12 protein-coding genes are annotated in these 16,321 nt (G+C 40.1%); 6 read left to right on the top strand and 6 right to left on the bottom strand.

Features of this window, described 5'->3' with window-relative positions:
• Positions 1–3: 3 nt before the first annotated feature.
• The 5 genes from AC2IP4_RS12550 to leuA form a co-directional block, all read right to left on the bottom strand.
• Positions 4–783, bottom strand: a complete 780-nt coding sequence (locus tag AC2IP4_RS12550) for a DUF547 domain-containing protein (RefSeq protein WP_486310336.1) — start codon at positions 781–783, stop codon at positions 4–6.
• Between the two features lie 112 nt (positions 784–895).
• On the bottom strand, positions 896–1,498 hold the full coding sequence (gene leuD / locus AC2IP4_RS12545) for a 3-isopropylmalate dehydratase small subunit (protein WP_486310335.1): 603 nt from the start codon (positions 1,496–1,498) through the stop codon (positions 896–898).
• 12 nt (positions 1,499–1,510) lie between these two features.
• On the bottom strand, positions 1,511–2,926 hold the full coding sequence (gene leuC, locus AC2IP4_RS12540) for a 3-isopropylmalate dehydratase large subunit (RefSeq protein WP_486310334.1): 1,416 nt from the start codon (positions 2,924–2,926) through the stop codon (positions 1,511–1,513).
• A gap of 15 nt (positions 2,927–2,941) precedes the next feature.
• The gene (gene leuB / locus AC2IP4_RS12535) at positions 2,942–4,033 is read right to left on the bottom strand and encodes a 3-isopropylmalate dehydrogenase (RefSeq protein ID WP_486310333.1); all 1,092 of its coding nucleotides are present in this window, start codon (positions 4,031–4,033) and stop codon (positions 2,942–2,944) included.
• A gap of 83 nt (positions 4,034–4,116) precedes the next feature.
• The gene (leuA, locus tag AC2IP4_RS12530) at positions 4,117–5,664 is read right to left on the bottom strand and encodes a 2-isopropylmalate synthase (protein WP_486310332.1); all 1,548 of its coding nucleotides are present in this window, start codon (positions 5,662–5,664) and stop codon (positions 4,117–4,119) included.
• Positions 5,665–6,144: 480 nt separating this feature from the next.
• Between leuA and AC2IP4_RS12525 the strand changes: the two genes are divergently transcribed.
• From AC2IP4_RS12525 to AC2IP4_RS12515, 3 genes are read left to right on the top strand one after another with little or no spacing between them, the layout of a single operon-like run.
• Positions 6,145–6,792 carry a TetR/AcrR family transcriptional regulator gene (locus AC2IP4_RS12525; protein ID WP_105056842.1) on the top strand — a complete coding sequence of 216 codons (648 nt, stop codon included), beginning with the start codon at positions 6,145–6,147 and terminating at the stop codon, positions 6,790–6,792.
• Positions 6,779–8,092, top strand: coding sequence for an efflux RND transporter periplasmic adaptor subunit (locus tag AC2IP4_RS12520; protein ID WP_486310331.1), 1,314 nt, complete (start codon positions 6,779–6,781; stop codon positions 8,090–8,092). Before AC2IP4_RS12525 ends, AC2IP4_RS12520 begins: the two co-directional genes overlap by 14 nt.
• Positions 8,089–11,193 carry an efflux RND transporter permease subunit gene (locus tag AC2IP4_RS12515; protein WP_486310330.1) on the top strand — a complete coding sequence of 1,035 codons (3,105 nt, stop codon included), beginning with the start codon at positions 8,089–8,091 and terminating at the stop codon, positions 11,191–11,193. Before AC2IP4_RS12520 ends, AC2IP4_RS12515 begins: the two co-directional genes overlap by 4 nt.
• 13 nt (positions 11,194–11,206) lie before the next feature.
• Here the strand turns inward: AC2IP4_RS12515 and AC2IP4_RS12510 are convergent, their stop codons facing one another.
• Positions 11,207–11,929 carry a DUF481 domain-containing protein gene (locus tag AC2IP4_RS12510; protein WP_486310765.1) on the bottom strand — a complete coding sequence of 241 codons (723 nt, stop codon included), beginning with the start codon at positions 11,927–11,929 and terminating at the stop codon, positions 11,207–11,209.
• A 462-nt stretch (positions 11,930–12,391) separates the two neighbouring features.
• Between AC2IP4_RS12510 and AC2IP4_RS12505 the strand changes: the two genes are divergently transcribed.
• Genes AC2IP4_RS12505 through AC2IP4_RS12495 form a run of 3 tightly spaced genes read left to right on the top strand, consistent with a single transcriptional unit; the run spans position 12,392 to position 16,116 of the window.
• Complete coding sequence (locus tag AC2IP4_RS12505) at positions 12,392–13,789, top strand: replicative DNA helicase (protein WP_060993923.1); 1,398 nt, start codon at positions 12,392–12,394, stop codon at positions 13,787–13,789.
• A 9-nt stretch (positions 13,790–13,798) separates the two neighbouring features.
• Complete coding sequence (gene alr, locus AC2IP4_RS12500; protein WP_105064312.1) at positions 13,799–14,881, top strand: alanine racemase; 1,083 nt, start codon at positions 13,799–13,801, stop codon at positions 14,879–14,881.
• Positions 14,881–16,116, top strand: a complete 1,236-nt coding sequence (locus AC2IP4_RS12495) for a BamA/TamA family outer membrane protein (RefSeq protein WP_486310329.1) — start codon at positions 14,881–14,883, stop codon at positions 16,114–16,116. Before alr ends, AC2IP4_RS12495 begins: the two co-directional genes overlap by 1 nt.
• Positions 16,117–16,321 lie beyond the last annotated feature (205 nt).

Below are 16,321 nucleotides of genomic sequence, written 5' to 3'. Positions count from 1 at the left end.
TTTTTATTGTTTATTTAACTTCCAATTATAGTCGTAACTGATATCGCCTTTGAATTTTTTTAATTCAGGGCGATATTTTTTTAGATGCTCAAAAAGTTGCTGTTGATTACCAAAATCGACCGCAAACCAATCATAAATAGACGAGAGTTGGGACTTGTTATCAGTAATGAGCACACCTTTTTCACTATTAATGAATTCAGTTGCGGCTTTATTTAATAACTTATCGCTGTTTCTGGCAGTGAAGGCTTTTGGTTGTAAGTTAGGGCAACCTAAGCTTGCGCAGTTCACAGCGTAATGCGTTCTAGGATCTTTCCATATTGGGCGAAGAATTCTGTGTTCGATATCGTTAAGGGTTAATGCTTTCCCAGCAACAGTAATGACTTCTTCATCCCAAGGTCCAAAGCTAAATAGCCCTCCTAATTTAGTAATCGACTTGATAGGGTAATTATCTAAAATTATTTTTACTGTAATTGCATTATAAAGGTTTACCCAATAAGCGTATTGTTCAGATTTTTTGTACTCTCTTGGGTCAATTCGTCGCATTTGGCGTAAGTAACTATTTAATGTTCGCTCATCTGCATCAGTGATGTTGCCATAATCAAAAAGGGTATATTCCCTTTGAGTGATAAGGTATTTATCTAAGGTTTGTTGCCAATATTGATGTGAAATAGTGGTGGCATTTTTTTCATTACTGACATCCCAATAATCCCATAACTCAGATTGTGGTGCAGCGAACGTATTGAATGAGAAAAGCAAAAGTAACGAGGAAATAAGGGTTTTCATAGAAAGGTACCTGACTTTTGTTTACTAATAATTATTTATTATAGATGGCCTGTGTTTTATAGACAAAAAAGAGGTTGATACGTTCATATCAACCTCTATTATTTCCTGAATCTTATTTTAAGAAATTAGGGATCTTCGCTTCATATTCTGAAATTTTGTCCGCGTGTTGTAACGTTAAGCCAATATTATCTAAACCGTTCAGTAAACAGTGGCGGCGGAATTCATCAATCTCAAAACGGTATTGTTTATTGTTAGCAGTTACTAACATTGCTTCTAAATCAACGGTAATTTCAGCACCTTCATTTGCTTCGACGAACTGGAAAATCTCATCCACTTCAGCGTCAGTCAAACGAACAGGGATCATTTGGTTGTTAATTGAGTTGCCATAAAAAATATCAGCAAAGTTAGGTGCGATCATTACTTGGATGCCATAATCCGCTAATGCCCAAGGAGCGTGCTCACGAGACGAACCACAACCAAAGTTTTCACGAGCAAGCAGAATACTAGCGCCTTGATAGCGCGGTGCGTTCATGACAAATTTTGGATTTGGTTGCTCACCAGCATCATCAAGAAAACGCCAATCGTGAAATAGGTGTTTACCAAAACCAGTGCGATTTACTTTCTGTAGAAATTGTTTTGGAATGATCGCATCGGTATCAATATTCGCCGTATCTAAAGGAACGACTAGACCTGTATGTTGCTTAAAACCTGACATAGTAAATTCCTTTTATGCTTGTTCTGTAATGGTGCGAATATCAACAAAGTGACCCGCAATTGCAGCAGCAGCAGCCATTGCAGGACTCACTAGGTGAGTTCGGCCATCACGGCCTTGGCGACCTTCAAAGTTACGGTTTGATGTAGATGCACAACGTTCATGTGGACCTAGACGGTCGTTGTTCATTGCAAGGCACATAGAGCAACCCGGTAGGCGCCATTCAAAGCCAGCTTCTTTAAAGATCACATCTAGGCCTTCTTTTTCTGCTTGTGCTTTTACTTGCTCAGAGCCAGGAACAATCAAGGCTTGAACATGAGAAGCGACTTTATTGCCTTTTGCTACCGCAGCCGCAGCACGCATGTCTTCGATACGTGAGTTAGTACAAGAACCAACAAATACTTTATCAACATTGTAATCAGACAGGGACTTTCCAGCTTCAAGTCCCATGTAAGCTAAGGCTTTTTCAGCAGATGCTTTTTCTACAGGGTCAGAAAAACTCTCTGGTGCAGGGATTGGAGCGTCTACTGCGATCACTTGCCCTGGGTTTGTACCCCAAGTGACTTGCGGTTTAATTTCAGAGGCTTCAAGTGTTACTACGGCATCAAACTCAGCATTATCATCAGTTTTCAATGATGACCAGTAGTCGATAGCGGCGTCTAAATCTGCACCCTGTGGTGAGAACTTACGACCTGCAATGTAATCAAACGTCGTTTGGTCTGGTGCGATAAGACCTGCTTTAGCACCTAATTCGATTGCCATGTTACATACCGTCATACGACCTTCCATCGTAAGGTCGGTAATCGCTTCACCACAGAATTCAACCACATAACCAGTACCACCAGCAGCCGTTGTTTTACCTATGATCGCAAGAACGATGTCTTTAGCGGTAATGCCTTCGGCTACTTTGCCTTTAACTTCGATTTTCATGGTTTTAGCACGTGCTTGTTTTAGCGTTTGTGTCGCTAATACGTGCTCAACTTCAGAGGTACCGATACCAAAAGCTAATGAACCAAATGCGCCGTGAGTTGCTGTGTGTGAATCACCACACACAATCGTCATACCTGGTAAGGTAATACCAAGTTCTGGGCCCATAACATGAACAATGCCTTGATATTTATGGTTTAGATCGTAAAGGGTAACGCCAAACTCTTCACAGTTTTTTGATAGCGTCTCCATTTGGATTCGAGCCATTTCACCAGAGGCATTAATGTCTTTGGTTTGTGTCGATACGTTGTGATCCATCGTTGCGAAGGTTTTACCTACTTGGCGAACTTTACGTCCTTTTTCACGCAGGCCATCAAAGGCTTGTGGTGATGTAACTTCATGAACCAAATGGCGGTCGATGTATAAAATTGGGTTTTCGCCTTCTGCCGCTACAGCAACATGGGCATCGTAAATTTTTTCGTATAATGTTTTTGCGTTAGACATTGCTTCTTCCTTGAATTACGAATTCAAAATGTACTCAGCGATTTTATCGCCCATTGCTGATGTAGTTAGTGCTGGTTTATCGCCAGCTAAGTCAGCCGTTAGCTCGCCTGCTGATAGCGCTTTAGATACGGCAGCTTCAATACTTTGTGCTGCTGCTTCTTCACCTAGGCTATAGCGTAGCATGAGTGCTGCAGATAAGATTTGAGCAACAGGGTTAGCAATATTTTTACCTGCGATATCTGGAGCTGAGCCACCTGCTGGTTCATACAGACCAAAGTTGCTCTCATTCAGACTTGCAGAAGGAAGCATACCCATAGAGCCTGTGATCATTGCGCACTCATCAGAGATAATGTCACCAAAGATGTTTGAACATAGCATTACGTCAAACTGAGATGGATCTTTGATTAGCTGCATAGTCGCGTTATCAATGTACATATGGCTTAGTTTTACATCTGGGTAATCTTGTGCCACTTCTTCTACCACTTCACGCCATAGAATAGAGCTTTGAAGAACGTTGGCTTTATCAATTGAGTAGACGTTTTTATTACGTAGACGAGCCGATTCAAAGGCAATCTTTGCAATACGTTCGATTTCGTAGCGGTGGTAAATTTCAGTATCGTACGCTTTTTCTTGAGGGCCTTCGCCTTCACGCCCTTTTGGTTGGCCAAAGTAGATACCACCAGTCAGTTCACGAACAACAACAATATCGAAGCCGTTACCTGAAATATCAGCACGCAGTGGAGAGAAGTTTTCTAATCCTTTATGGATTTGCGCAGGACGAAGATTACAGAACAGTTGGAAATGTTTACGAAGAGGAAGTAGGGCGCCACGCTCTGGTTGGTCATTTGGTGGAAGATGTTCCCACTTAGGACCGCCAACTGAGCCAAATAATACGGCATCTGATTCTTCACAACCTTTGACTGTGCTCTCTGGTAGCGGACAGCCATGGTTATCAATCGCGATACCACCTACATCGTGCTGCTCGCGTGAAAATGAAATGGCGTATTTTTTCTCAATCGCATCCAGAACTTTATGTGCTTGTTCCATCACCTCTGGACCAATACCATCGCCAGGTAGAACCGCAATCTTGTATGTTTTATTTGTCATGTTAATCCTTTAATCTTTTCTATTTAATTTGCTTAATCAGAGAAGGCCTATACTTCTCTGATTTAAAATTTGTTTCGGCTTTTTTAAACCGTAGCTACTTTCTTTTGCTTAATTTCAGCAATTTGATCTGCACGATGAATGCTATTAATTACGTGAAGTAATGCCTGACCAGAGGCTTCGATAATATCGGTAGCTAGACCAGTACCGTGATACTTACGACCTTTATAGTTCGCAATAATATCCGCCTGACCTAAACCATCTTCACCTTCGCCTTTTGCAGTTAGATCAAACTTATCTAGAACAATCTCATAGCCTGTTAGTTTGTAGATACATTGGTAAAGGGCATCAACAGGACCATTACCGACAGCGGCTTCACATTTTTCTTCATCACCACAAAGTAGTTTGATACTAGTTGTCGCCATTACGCTGCCAGATTGAACGCTTAGGTAGTTCAACTTATAGAAGTCATCTTCATCACGTAAGTTGGCAAAATGCATTAGCGCTTCTAAATCGTAATCAAACACTTGGCCTTTACGATCCGCTAGCTTCACAAAATCTGCATATAGCGTGTCTAGATTGTATTCTTCGTCTTTATAACCCATCGCATCCATGTGGCTCTTAACCGCGGCACGACCTGAACGACTGGTTAGGTTTAACGCTTTGTTTTTAAGACCGATAGACTCAGGTGTCATGATCTCATAGGTATTTTTATTCTTAAGCATGCCATCTTGGTGAATGCCAGAAGAGTGGCTAAAGGCGTTTGCGCCTACGATAGCCTTATTGCTTTGAATTGGCATGTTACAAAGCTGACTTACCAACTTACTTGTGCGGTGGATTTCATCATTTTTAAGACCCGTATGAACGCCTAGATATTCTGAACGAGTCTGTAGAATCATCGCAATTTCTTCTAAAGAACAGTTGCCTGCACGCTCACCAATACCATTAATTGTACCTTCAACTTGTCGAGCGCCTGCTTGAACCGCAGCAATAGAGTTGGCAACTGACATCCCTAAATCATCATGACAATGAACAGAGATGATAGCTTTATCAATGTTTGGAACTCGGTTAAATAATTGCTGAACAATGCCACCAAATTCACCTGGAATGGTGTAACCAACCGTGTCTGGAATATTGATAGTATTCGCACCGGCATTGATTGCAGCTTCAACCATACGACAAAGGTTATCAATTGGAGTGCGGCCAGCATCTTCACAAGAAAACTCTACATCATCGGTGTATTTACGTGCGTGTTTAACCGCTTTTACACCCATTTCAACCACATCATCGTAGCTACGGCGTAATTTATCTTGAACGTGAACGGTCGAAGTAGAAATAAAGGTATGAATTCGGAACGCTTCTGCGACTTTTAACGCTTCAGCTGCCGCATCAATATCTTTAGGGACAGCACGAGCTAGACCACAAATTCGGCTATTTTTAATGTGTTTTGCAATGGTTTGTACTGATTCAAAATCACCAGGGGAAGAGACAGGGAAGCCAGCTTCAATTACATCAACACCTAGGCGTTCAAGTGCGTACGCAATCTGCAATTTTTCTTTTACGGTTAAACTTGCTGATAGTGCTTGTTCGCCATCACGTAGGGTGGTGTCGAAGATAATGACTTGATCGTTCATGGGCTTGCTTCCTTGTGTATGTCGTGCGCTTTAACGACGGTTTTCCATAAAAAAACCCGCCATGTTCAGCGGGTTTTAAAATTTGGTTTATGGCTTCTTTTGTTCCACAACCTACCCGCGTGAGATGTTCACGATCAGGAGGAGGTTTAGAAATAAAGAAGATGCTGTTTTCATTTGAAATACAATCCATAAAAATAATTAACAAATTAATATCGCACTCAGTAAGTATCGTCAACCCCTAAATCCCATTTTCACTACTTATTAATGTTTTTTTGCTTAAATGTTACAAAATAGAAAGAAAAACGATTGCTGTGATGGATTACTGCACAAAAGAGATGTTTTTTTTGAATAGTAGAGATTAATTAATCAAATGATTAAATATGGATGAATTAAAGGGATCGCACAATTTTATTACTTACTTATAATTAATCGTGTGATTAATAATCATAAATTGAATGTAGTGTAAATAAGGTGTTATCAATGGCAAAGCAATTAGGCAGACCAAAAGGGGAATCAGAAGTGAGGGAGCAGCTTATTTTTCATGCTCGTGAGCTTTTTGTATCTCAGCCTTATAATAAAGTATCAACAAGGTTAATTGCTGATAATGCGAAGGTAAATATCGCAATGATCCGTTATTACTTTGGTAACAAAGAAGGGTTGTTTGAAGCGATGTTTAAGGAAACGATATCTCCAGTGGTAAGTCAGTTTCAATTAGCTTTAGTCAATAATAGTGAACAAGATTTGGTTGATTTCATGCGTGCTTATTATCAAGCAATGATAAAAGTGCCTGCATTTCCTAAACTGATACTAAGAATTATGGAGGCGGATAATGAACAGCAAGCCAACCTTCAGCAAATCATTTTTGGTATTTTACAACCGATGCAAGACAAGCTATTTGCACCAGATATGAGCCATGCATTATTTAAAAAAGGGGTCGATCCAAGTAAAGCTAGACTATCAATGATGAGTTTGATGGTTTTTCCTTTTTTGGCACCAAAGAAAATGTTGGACTTTCATAATATTGAGTTAAATGAAGCATTTTTAACTGATTTACTCGAGCATAATATCCGATTGTTAACTGAAGGTTTGTTACAAAATAAGAGAGATAATACTAATGAAAATAAATAAAAAACTCCTCTTTTTTCCTGTGGTTGCTGCGGGTGTCATTATTTTAATTACGGTCACAAAATTGCGTTCATCAGCTGAAGTAAAACCATTAGAAGACCGTTCGAAAATAGTGAAAACTCTCTCTTTAGAGCAACAGAATATTGCACCTCAAGTGATAGGCTTTGGCAAAATAAGACCTAAATTTGAATGGAAGGCGATTGCAGAAGTTTCGGGTAAAGTCGTGTATCGCCATCCGGATCTAAACAAAGGTAATGTCTTGTTAGCGGGAACTGAAGTCTTACGCATAGATCCACTCGATTATGAATTGAAGCTTGCTCAAGCTGAGGCTGATTTGGGTTCGAGTGAAACACAGTTAGCGAAAGTCGATCTTGAAGAAAAAAACATTAGAAACACGTTAAAAATTGAAAAAAATAGATTATCCATCAGTAAGAAAGAGCTAAATCGTAAAGTAAATCTACAGAAAAAAGGGCTAACTTCTCAATCGGATCTGGACCAACAAAATCAATCGTATTTAGCACAACAGAAAGTCGTGCAAGATATTCAAAACCAAATTTTGTTATTGCCAGATGAGCGGAAAGTCGCTCAAGCAATGGTCAAAGTGAATCAAGCAAAGTTAAAAGAAGCACAACGATCTTTAGATAAAACCTCCATCGTATTACCTACAGATGTTCGTATTTCAGAAGTGAATATTGAAGCCGATCAAGTGGTGAATCTACAACAAGAAATGTTTATTGCACATGGCATTCAAACCATGGAAATGGAAGCACAAGTATCGATTCATGATATGCAAACTTTAGCGCAAAGCTTTCATGTATTTCTGCCTAATGAGCAAGGGATGCCAAATATTGATTCATTACCGCTTCAAGCAATAGTGCAGTTGAGCAGTGGTCGTTTTAATGCTCAGTGGAAAGCTCAAGTTGAGCGTATCAGTGAAACTGTCGATCCAAACCAAGCGACTGTTGGTGTGATTTTAGAGATCCAACAAGATTATAAAATGCTTAAGCCAAGCTCATTACCTCCGTTGGTTAATGGCATGTTTGTAAAAGCATTAATTAAAGGAGAGGCTTCACCGCAGTGGGTGATCCCAGAAAGTGCCCTTCATGGCGATAAGATTTATTTGTTAAATCAAGATAATCAATTAACCATACTTCCTGTAAACATAGTCTTTAGAAGAGATAACCAAGTGGTTATTTCTGGTGGCATTAATGAGGGAGATTTATTGATCTTAAATGATCTTCTTCCTGCTATTAATGGCATGCAACTGCGTTCAGTCGTTCCTAAGAAGGAGCTTGTGGAATGATTAAGTTTTTTGCAAGACACCCAACGGCTGCCAATTTATTAATGCTCTCTATATTGCTGCTTGGTTTAGTGTCCTTATCTCAATTAAAGCGTGAAACGTTTCCTGAATTTAGTCCGCCTTATATTTTGGCTGGTGTTGTTTATCCTGGTGCATCGCCACAAGAAGTGGAGGAAAGCATTTGTGTTCGGATGGAGGATGCCGTTGATGGCTTAGGAAATATAGAAGAAACAAAATGTGAAGCAATTGAAGGCTCTGCTCGTTTAGTGATTAAGCTGAATGAAAAAGCAGATATAGGGCGAATGCTGGTTGATGTTCAAACTCAAATTGATTCGATTAATGATTTCCCTAAAGAGATAGAATCTCCGATAGTTCAAGAACTGGATTGGAATGAACCAGTGGTGGATGTTGCTATTACTGCGGATACCACATGGCCAGAGTTGAAGGCATATGCTGAAAAATTGAAACAAAGTTTAAAGCTTGATTATGATGTTTCTTTAGTTGAAGTGAGTGGTTTTTCTGATCATCAATACCGTGTTGAATTAAATGAAAGTGCGATTCGCCAGCTTGGCTTAAATGTCAGTGATATAGCGAATAAACTGGCTGAGCAAAATGTAAAACTACCAAGTGGTAGCATTGAAACACCAGAAAAAAACTTTTTAATTCGCTTTGATGAAAGAAAAACAACGCCTCAAGAATTAGAAAAAACGGTGATGGGAGCGTCGGATAATGGCGCATTGATCCGTTTAGGTGATATTGCAACGATAACCGATCGCTTTGAGCTTGATGAACAAAAAGTATTATTTGATGGTAAGCCATCAGCCCTACTTAAGATCAGTAAAAATAAAGAAGAAGACGCCTTACGAATTAAAGATCGGGTGACTGAGTTTGTTAAATATCAGCAGTCTATCGCACCTGATGGCGTAGCATTAGAAATGACGAATGATCTTTCTTCTTTACTATGGGATCGATTAACCATGATGGTAAAAAATGGTTGGCAAGGGATCATTCTTGTTTTCCTTACCATGTGGCTATTCTTTACGTTTCGTTATTCCTTTTGGGTTGCCGCGGGCCTTCCGGTTGCTTTTTTAGGTGGTTTATTTTTAATGGCGAGTTTAGGGCTCTCTATTAATATTATGTCACTCGTCGCCCTGTTGATGGCAATAGGGATCATGATGGATGATGCCATAGTAATTGCAGAGTCGATTGCCTCGCATTTAGATCGGGGGCAAGAGATAGATGATGCGGTGTATAACGGCGTCAAAAAAGTATTCCCCGGCGTATTGTCTTCTTTCTTAACGACGGTGTGTATTTTTGGTAGCTTGATGTTTTTGCAAGGAGAGATGGGGGCGGTACTGAAAGTTATTCCTCAAGTGCTTATTCTTGTATTAACTCTGAGTTTAATTGAAGCATTTTTAATTCTTCCCAATCACCTAAGCCACTCTTTACATAAGGCGAAAAAAGATAAGCCAATTACGGGTTTAAAAAAGAAAATCTTAGATCGTTTTGAACATTTTAGAAATGTCACTTTAGTGAAAGCAGTAACAAAAGTGGTGGAATGGCGTTATGCCTTTTTAGGTGCCGTGATTGCCAGTTTATTGATTTCTTTTTCACTCATTTCTGGTGGCGCGCTTAAGTTTGTGGGTTTTCCTGAATTAGATGGCGATATTGCGGAAGCTCGAATTATTTTGCCACCGGGTACCTCACTTTCTCAGACTGAAATTGTCGTAGATAAAATTGTTTCTGCTGCCGAAAAGCTAAATAAAGAATGGAGTGAAAAGAACGAGGGGGGACGTCAACTTGTTGAGCATATTACTCAGCAATTTAATACTAATACAGATGCGAGTGAATCAGGTCCTCACTTGGCAACCATTCGTTTAGATTTATTAGGGGCAGAAAAACGAAATACTTTAATTGATGATTTTATTGATGCGTGGCGTGCAGAAGTTGGAGAGTTAGCTGAGCCAATTACCATGGTTTATAAACAACCGACGATGGGGCCGGGTGGTCGAGCGATTGAGATTCGCATGATGGATGATAATTTACATACGTTAAAATCAGCGTCATTAGAGGTGCAAGCCTATTTAAATGAGTTTGCAGGGGTTTATGGTGTGCTTGATGACATGCGAATGGGGAAAGAAGAAGTACTTGTTAAGCTTCGACCAGGGGCTGAAACCTATGGGGTTACAGGTCAACTGGTTGCCAATCAATTACGTGCAGCGTATTTTGGACAAACGGCTGATGAGATCCAGTTGGGTGTTGAAAATATTGAAATTGAAGTACGTTTGAATAAAGAGCAAGCAGGTAATTTACATACGTTAGAGAACTTTCCTATCATTTTGCCTACAGGAGACCAAATACCTCTAGCCTCTGTTGCAACATTAGATTTTCAGCGTAATTATGTTCGAATTCAACGTATCAATGGATTAAGAACCTTAAGTGTCTTCGGTGATGTTCATGCTTCACAAGTGAGCTCGGCCGAAGTACTAAATCAATTTAGAAAAGAGCTTGCTCCTGAACTTCAGAAAAAATACCCAAGTTTACGTTTTGATTTTGAAGGGGAAGCGAAGGATACCGCAGAAACAGGGCAATCAATGGGCACGGGGTTCATGCTGGGTTTATTTGGTGTCTTTGTTATCTTAAGTTTTCAATTCAGAAGTTACCTTGAACCCTTTGTGGTGATGCTTGCGATTCCATTAGCTTTGATTGGTGTGCTATGGGGGCATGTATTATTAAACCACCCTTTAAGTATGCCGAGTATTATGGGATTTGTTTCTTTAGCTGGGATAGTGGTTAATGATTCTATTTTATTAGTGCAATACATTCGACATCATGTTGATGATGGAGATTCGGTATATGAATCTGTTGTAAAAGCGAGCCAAGAAAGGTTTAGAGCGGTATTTTTAACTTCAATAACAACGGCAGCAGGGTTACTGCCACTGTTATTAGAAACCAGTTTACAGGCTCAAGTTATTCAGCCTCTTGTCGTTTCTATTGTGTTTGGTATTTTTACTTCAACGTTATTAGTGCTCTTCATGATCCCTGCCGCTTATGCAATATTGGCGGATTTTGGCTTAGTAAAGAAACATGAAGAACTGCACTAATAGGGATAGGTACTTAAAATAAGAAAAGTAAATTAACTGAAAAAACAGAATCGGTTTTACTTAGTCCGGGAGGTACACGATCTAGATACTCTTGAGATTGTGCTACTTTCAGGGCTATTTCTTCGGTAATGTTATTCGTCACGCTGATTTCTGAATCGACACGAGTGTTGCTTTTACCACTAATAACGGTGACTTCAGAGGCTAGTGTAATAACGTCCATCGGTTTCCATGATAACGTCATGTTTGTTCGTATAATTGCCTCGGCAACGGTTTCTGGAAAGATAAGATCATCATCATCAATTTCATCAAGGTTTGGATTTTGATAACGGTAACCAGGACCTAATTCCAGCTCTAATACTAAGGTATCGGTATTACTTGCTTGGTAACCTAAACCACCTGAAAAGGTATAATCTTTAAAATAGGCACTATATTTGGTCTCTAAACCTTTAAAGTTGGCATAAAGGTAATAATCAGGGCTTATTTTATAGTCACTCTGTAAATTAAGGCTTAATTGGTCTTTATCTGTTTCGCCATCATCTTTTGATAAGTAATACTTAACCTCGCCGGTATGACGATGTTGTCCTGCGGTGTAACTTGCTTCTAGACGACCATTGAGAGACTGGGAGTCATCGTTACCTTTACTTGATTGATAACCAAATTCGACTTGGCTTTCCCATGGTGAAGGTGGGGTTGTATCCTGTTCTTCTGCTTCTATTTCACTGGCTATAGGGCTAATACGTGGTTTTTTTTCAAGAGTAAGCTCTTCTGTTTCGGCTTCACAATCATCCTTCGACAAGTAATATTTTACTTCATTGGTATGAGTGTTCTCTACAGAGGTATAAACCGGTTCTAGGCTACAATTAAGAGATAGTGAGTTGTCGCTTCCATAATCTATTTCGACTGGGTTTTCCCTAGGAGAGGGAGGTGACGTATCCGCGTCTTCAGTATCGATCTCACTTGCATGAACAGATGCATTAATTGCGATAAGCCCTGTAAGTAAAACTTTTTTTAACACGTATCAATCTCAGAAAAAGTAAAGAGGTTAGATAGTATAGGTTTTTTATTGGATTAAAGAGTTAAATTTGAGTCAAAATCTTTATTTTGCGAATGGTGAGGTTGGTATGGAAGGATTGTTATTTCATCCATGTTTCTTTTGGTTATAATGTAGAGCTAAATTTAGGATGGTGAAAAAGTAGTAATGGCCGATAATCGAAATCAAAACCGTAAACACGATGCACAAGTTGATGCGTTAAAAGTACCGCCGCATTCATTAGAGGCAGAGCAATCTGTACTTGGTGGTTTACTACTTGATAATGAGCGTTGGGATTCTGTTGCAGAAAAAGTAGTGGCTGGTGATTTTTATAGCCGACCACATCGACTGATTTTTGAATCAGTTAAATCCATCCTAGAAAATAGTATGCCTCTAGATTTGATTACTTTATCTGAGCATCTTGAGCGTCATGAAAAACTAGATTCAGTGGGTGGTTTTGCCTATCTTGCTGATTTAGTCAAGAATACCCCAAGTGCGGCGAATATTAATGCGTATGCAGATATTGTTCGTGAACGTGCCATGGTACGTAATCTTATTGGTGTAGCTAATGAGATTGCAGATGCTGGTTATGATCCTCAAGGTCGAACGTCTGAAGATTTGCTTGATATGGCGGAAAGTAAAGTATTTGCTATTGCCGAAGAGCGTACGACTGAAAATGAAGGTCCACAGAATGTCGATTCAATTCTAGAGAAAACATTAGAGCGTATTGAAATCTTATACCAGACACCGCAAGATGGTGTTACTGGGGTTTCTACTGGTTTTACTGATCTCAACAAGAAAACGGCTGGTCTTCAAGGTTCTGACTTGATCATTGTCGCTGCTCGTCCATCGATGGGTAAAACCACCTTTGCAATGAACTTATGTGAAAATGCGGCAATGGATCAAGATAAACCAGTGCTTATTTTCTCGCTAGAGATGCCTGCTGAACAATTGATGATGCGTATGTTGGCATCGATGTCTCGTGTTGACCAAACTAAAATTCGTACTGGTCAATTGGATGATGAAGATTGGGCGCGTATTTCGTCTACGATGGGCATTTTGACTCAAAAGAAAAATATGTATATCGATGATAGTTCAGGTCTTACACCAACAGAGCTTCGTTCTCGTGCTCGTCGAGTTGCGCGTGAAGCAGGTGGTCTAAGTATGATCATGGTCGATTACCTTCAGTTAATGCGAGTACCTGGCCTACAAGACAACCGTACTCAAGAAATCTCTGAGATATCTCGCTCTTTAAAAGCACTTGCGAAAGAGCTGAACGTTCCTGTTGTTGCTCTATCTCAGTTGAACCGTTCCCTAGAGCAACGTGCCGATAAACGTCCAATTAACTCGGATCTTCGTGAATCTGGAGCGATCGAGCAAGATGCCGATTTAATCATGTTTATTTACCGTGATGAGGTTTATAACCCTGAGAGTAATCGTAAAGGCATTGCAGAAATTATTTTGGGTAAACAGCGTAATGGTCCTATCGGTTCGGTAAGTTTGACATTCCAAGGACAATTCTCACGCTTTGATAACTACGCAGGCCCTGCGTTTGATGATGAATAAGGCAATAATATGAGCTACATGAAAGCGGCGGCTGCCCAAGTTGATATGTCAGCTTTAGCGCATAATTTGCAAAAGATTAAACAACAAGCACCAAACAGTAAACTTCTTGCTGTAGTAAAGGCCAATGGCTACGGCCATGGTTTACTTCATATCGCAAAAGGGGCACAAGGTGCAGACGCTTTTGGTGTAGCTCGTATTGAAGAGGCTTTACAGCTTCGCGCTGGCGGTATTGTTAAGCAAGTATTGTTACTTGAAGGTTTTTATTCTGCTTGTGATTTACCTATTCTGGTCGCAAATAACATTCAGACTGCGGTACATTGTAAAGAGCAATTAGAAGCATTAGAAGGCGCAGAGCTTGAAGGGCCAGTAGTTGTTTGGCTTAAAGTGGATTCAGGGATGCATCGTTTAGGTATCCGCCCTGAAGAATATCAAGAGTATGTTGACCGTTTGCATGCATGTAAAAACGTAGCTAAACCATTACGTTACATGAGCCATTTTGGTTGTGCTGATGAACTTGATAACCCAACAACCAATAAGCAAATAGATACCTTTATGTCATTAACGGATGGTTGCCAAGGTGAGCGTTCTCTGGCGGCATCTGCAGGGTTATTAGCATGGCCTGATAGCCAATTAGACTGGGTTAGACCTGGTATTATTATGTATGGCGTTTCACCATTTGCGAATCAGTCTGCACAAGAGCTAGGTTACTTGCCTACCATGACCCTTACCTCTCATTTAATCGCAGTTCGTGATGTGAAAGCCGGTGAAAGTGTTGGCTATGGAGCAATGTGGACCAGCGAACGTGATACAAAAATTGGTGTCATTGCGATTGGTTATGGCGATGGTTATCCAATAGCCGCTCCTAATGGTACGCCCGTTTTGGTGAATGGACGTAAAGTTTCAATTGCTGGTCGTGTTTCTATGGATATGTTGACGGTTGATTTGGGACCTGATGCAAAAGATAAAGTGGGCGATGAAGCAGTTTTATGGGGGCGAGATCTTCCAGCCGAAGAAGTTGCCGAGCATATCGGAACTATTGCTTATGAGTTAGTGACTAAACTAACATCACGAGTACAGATGCAATACATTTAATGAGATCTACTTTGAATTTGTTTTCACTTAAAAGCGCTACTGGTTTAGCGCTTTTTCTTATTCTCCCTTTTTCTTTTTTCAGCAATGCGTTTGCAGAAGAAGATATCTGGCCAACTTCATTACCAGAAACATCAGCGGTACCTTTTATGTTTTCGTCTGAAAGCTTGGGGACTACGATAGGCGCTGCCGCTGTAATGAAGGGCGTAGGCCAACCTCAAGCGACATTATTTTCTGCGGGACTCTATTCTAATAAAGGGTCTTACATGACATATTTGTCTGCTAATAACTTCCAAGTTGGTCATTCATGGTTGGTGGGGGCCAATGCTTATAATGCTAATTTTAAGGATATGGATTACCACCTTGGATCTGCCGGTAGTAACAGCTCTTCTGTTGATGATGAAGTTTTTACTGATGGTGTTGAATCACAATATCACCTCACGGCTAATTATATTCTTCCGATCGGTAATGCAAAAGATATAGGTGCAAAAGCCGCTTATATGCCTAACCGAGAAGTGAAAAGCTATAACCCATTAGAAAGTGGTGTCTCTAGTATTGAGTTGAGTCCTTTCTATTACTCGCGTGTTTTATCCGATGTTGCGGGATGGGATGAGCCCGACGCTAATTGGGGCATGAAGGTAAATTTTGATTGGGATAATCGAAATAGTGTCCGAAACACGACTCACGGCTCGCGAACAGAATTAGATTTTACCTATTCACCAGAAACTAGTGCACAGGAAGAGTGGTGGACGTGGGAGTTTCAACAGAGTGCTTTCTTTGATTTAGGTAGTTTGGGAGATGTGATAAATAAACAGGTTTTGGCCTTTGATTTTTATGTCGCGGATACACCAAGTTGGCAATCTGATTCGCATCAACCTCCAGAATATGCAGGCATAAAATTGGGAGGACTTTATCGTTTACGAAGTTATGGTAGTGGACGGTTCCATGGGCGCTCAGCCATTAATTATTCTGCAGAATATCGAGTAATGCCAGATTGGCAGCCTTTGGAAGATTGGCCTATTTTTAACCTTTACGATGTGCCTTGGTGGCAGTGGGTTGCATTTGTTGATGCTGGGCGAGTTGCTGATGAGTTTTCATTTTCTACATTGCATGATGATATGAAATGGAGTGTAGGCGGAGCAATACGTTTTCAAGTTGAAGGTATTGTTGTGAGAACTGAATTATCAAAAGGCACTGAAGAAAGTCTCTTTCGAGTCATGATTAATCAGCCATTTTAATCGATTAATCACGAGAAAAATGACTTGAGTACTAGAGTTCTGTAATTTTGACAGAGATAATGTTCACTTATAGAAGTTTTAATGTGACCTAACTCAAAAAGGGTGAGCGTAGTTTTGGTCATAATATATAAAGTTCACCATATTTTTTAGATTCGTATAAACGGGGCGTTCAGAAATTTATTTTTGAGCCAAAAAACCTACTACA

The organism is Aliivibrio thorii, from assembly GCF_057368585.1.
The sequence above is the reverse complement of the archived record's forward strand: the minus strand, read 5'-3'. Positions and strand labels throughout refer to the sequence as shown.

Excerpts from the sequence above, each read along its gene's own strand:
- AC2IP4_RS12550 (WP_486310336.1), bottom strand. The coding sequence starts at position 783 with ATGAAAACCCTTATTTCCTCGTTACTTTTGCTTTTCTCATTCAATACG.
- leuD (WP_486310335.1), bottom strand. The coding sequence starts at position 1,498 with ATGTCAGGTTTTAAGCAACATACAGGTCTAGTCGTTCCTTTAGATACG.
- leuC (WP_486310334.1), bottom strand. The coding sequence starts at position 2,926 with ATGTCTAACGCAAAAACATTATACGAAAAAATTTACGATGCCCATGTT.
- leuB (WP_486310333.1), bottom strand. The coding sequence starts at position 4,033 with ATGACAAATAAAACATACAAGATTGCGGTTCTACCTGGCGATGGTATT.
- leuA (WP_486310332.1), bottom strand. The coding sequence starts at position 5,664 with ATGAACGATCAAGTCATTATCTTCGACACCACCCTACGTGATGGCGAA.
- AC2IP4_RS12525 (WP_105056842.1), top strand. The coding sequence starts at position 6,145 with ATGGCAAAGCAATTAGGCAGACCAAAAGGGGAATCAGAAGTGAGGGAG.
- AC2IP4_RS12520 (WP_486310331.1), top strand. The coding sequence starts at position 6,779 with ATGAAAATAAATAAAAAACTCCTCTTTTTTCCTGTGGTTGCTGCGGGT.
- AC2IP4_RS12515 (WP_486310330.1), top strand. The coding sequence starts at position 8,089 with ATGATTAAGTTTTTTGCAAGACACCCAACGGCTGCCAATTTATTAATG.
- AC2IP4_RS12505 (WP_060993923.1), top strand. The coding sequence starts at position 12,392 with ATGGCCGATAATCGAAATCAAAACCGTAAACACGATGCACAAGTTGAT.
- alr (WP_105064312.1), top strand. The coding sequence starts at position 13,799 with ATGAGCTACATGAAAGCGGCGGCTGCCCAAGTTGATATGTCAGCTTTA.
- AC2IP4_RS12495 (WP_486310329.1), top strand. The coding sequence starts at position 14,881 with ATGAGATCTACTTTGAATTTGTTTTCACTTAAAAGCGCTACTGGTTTA.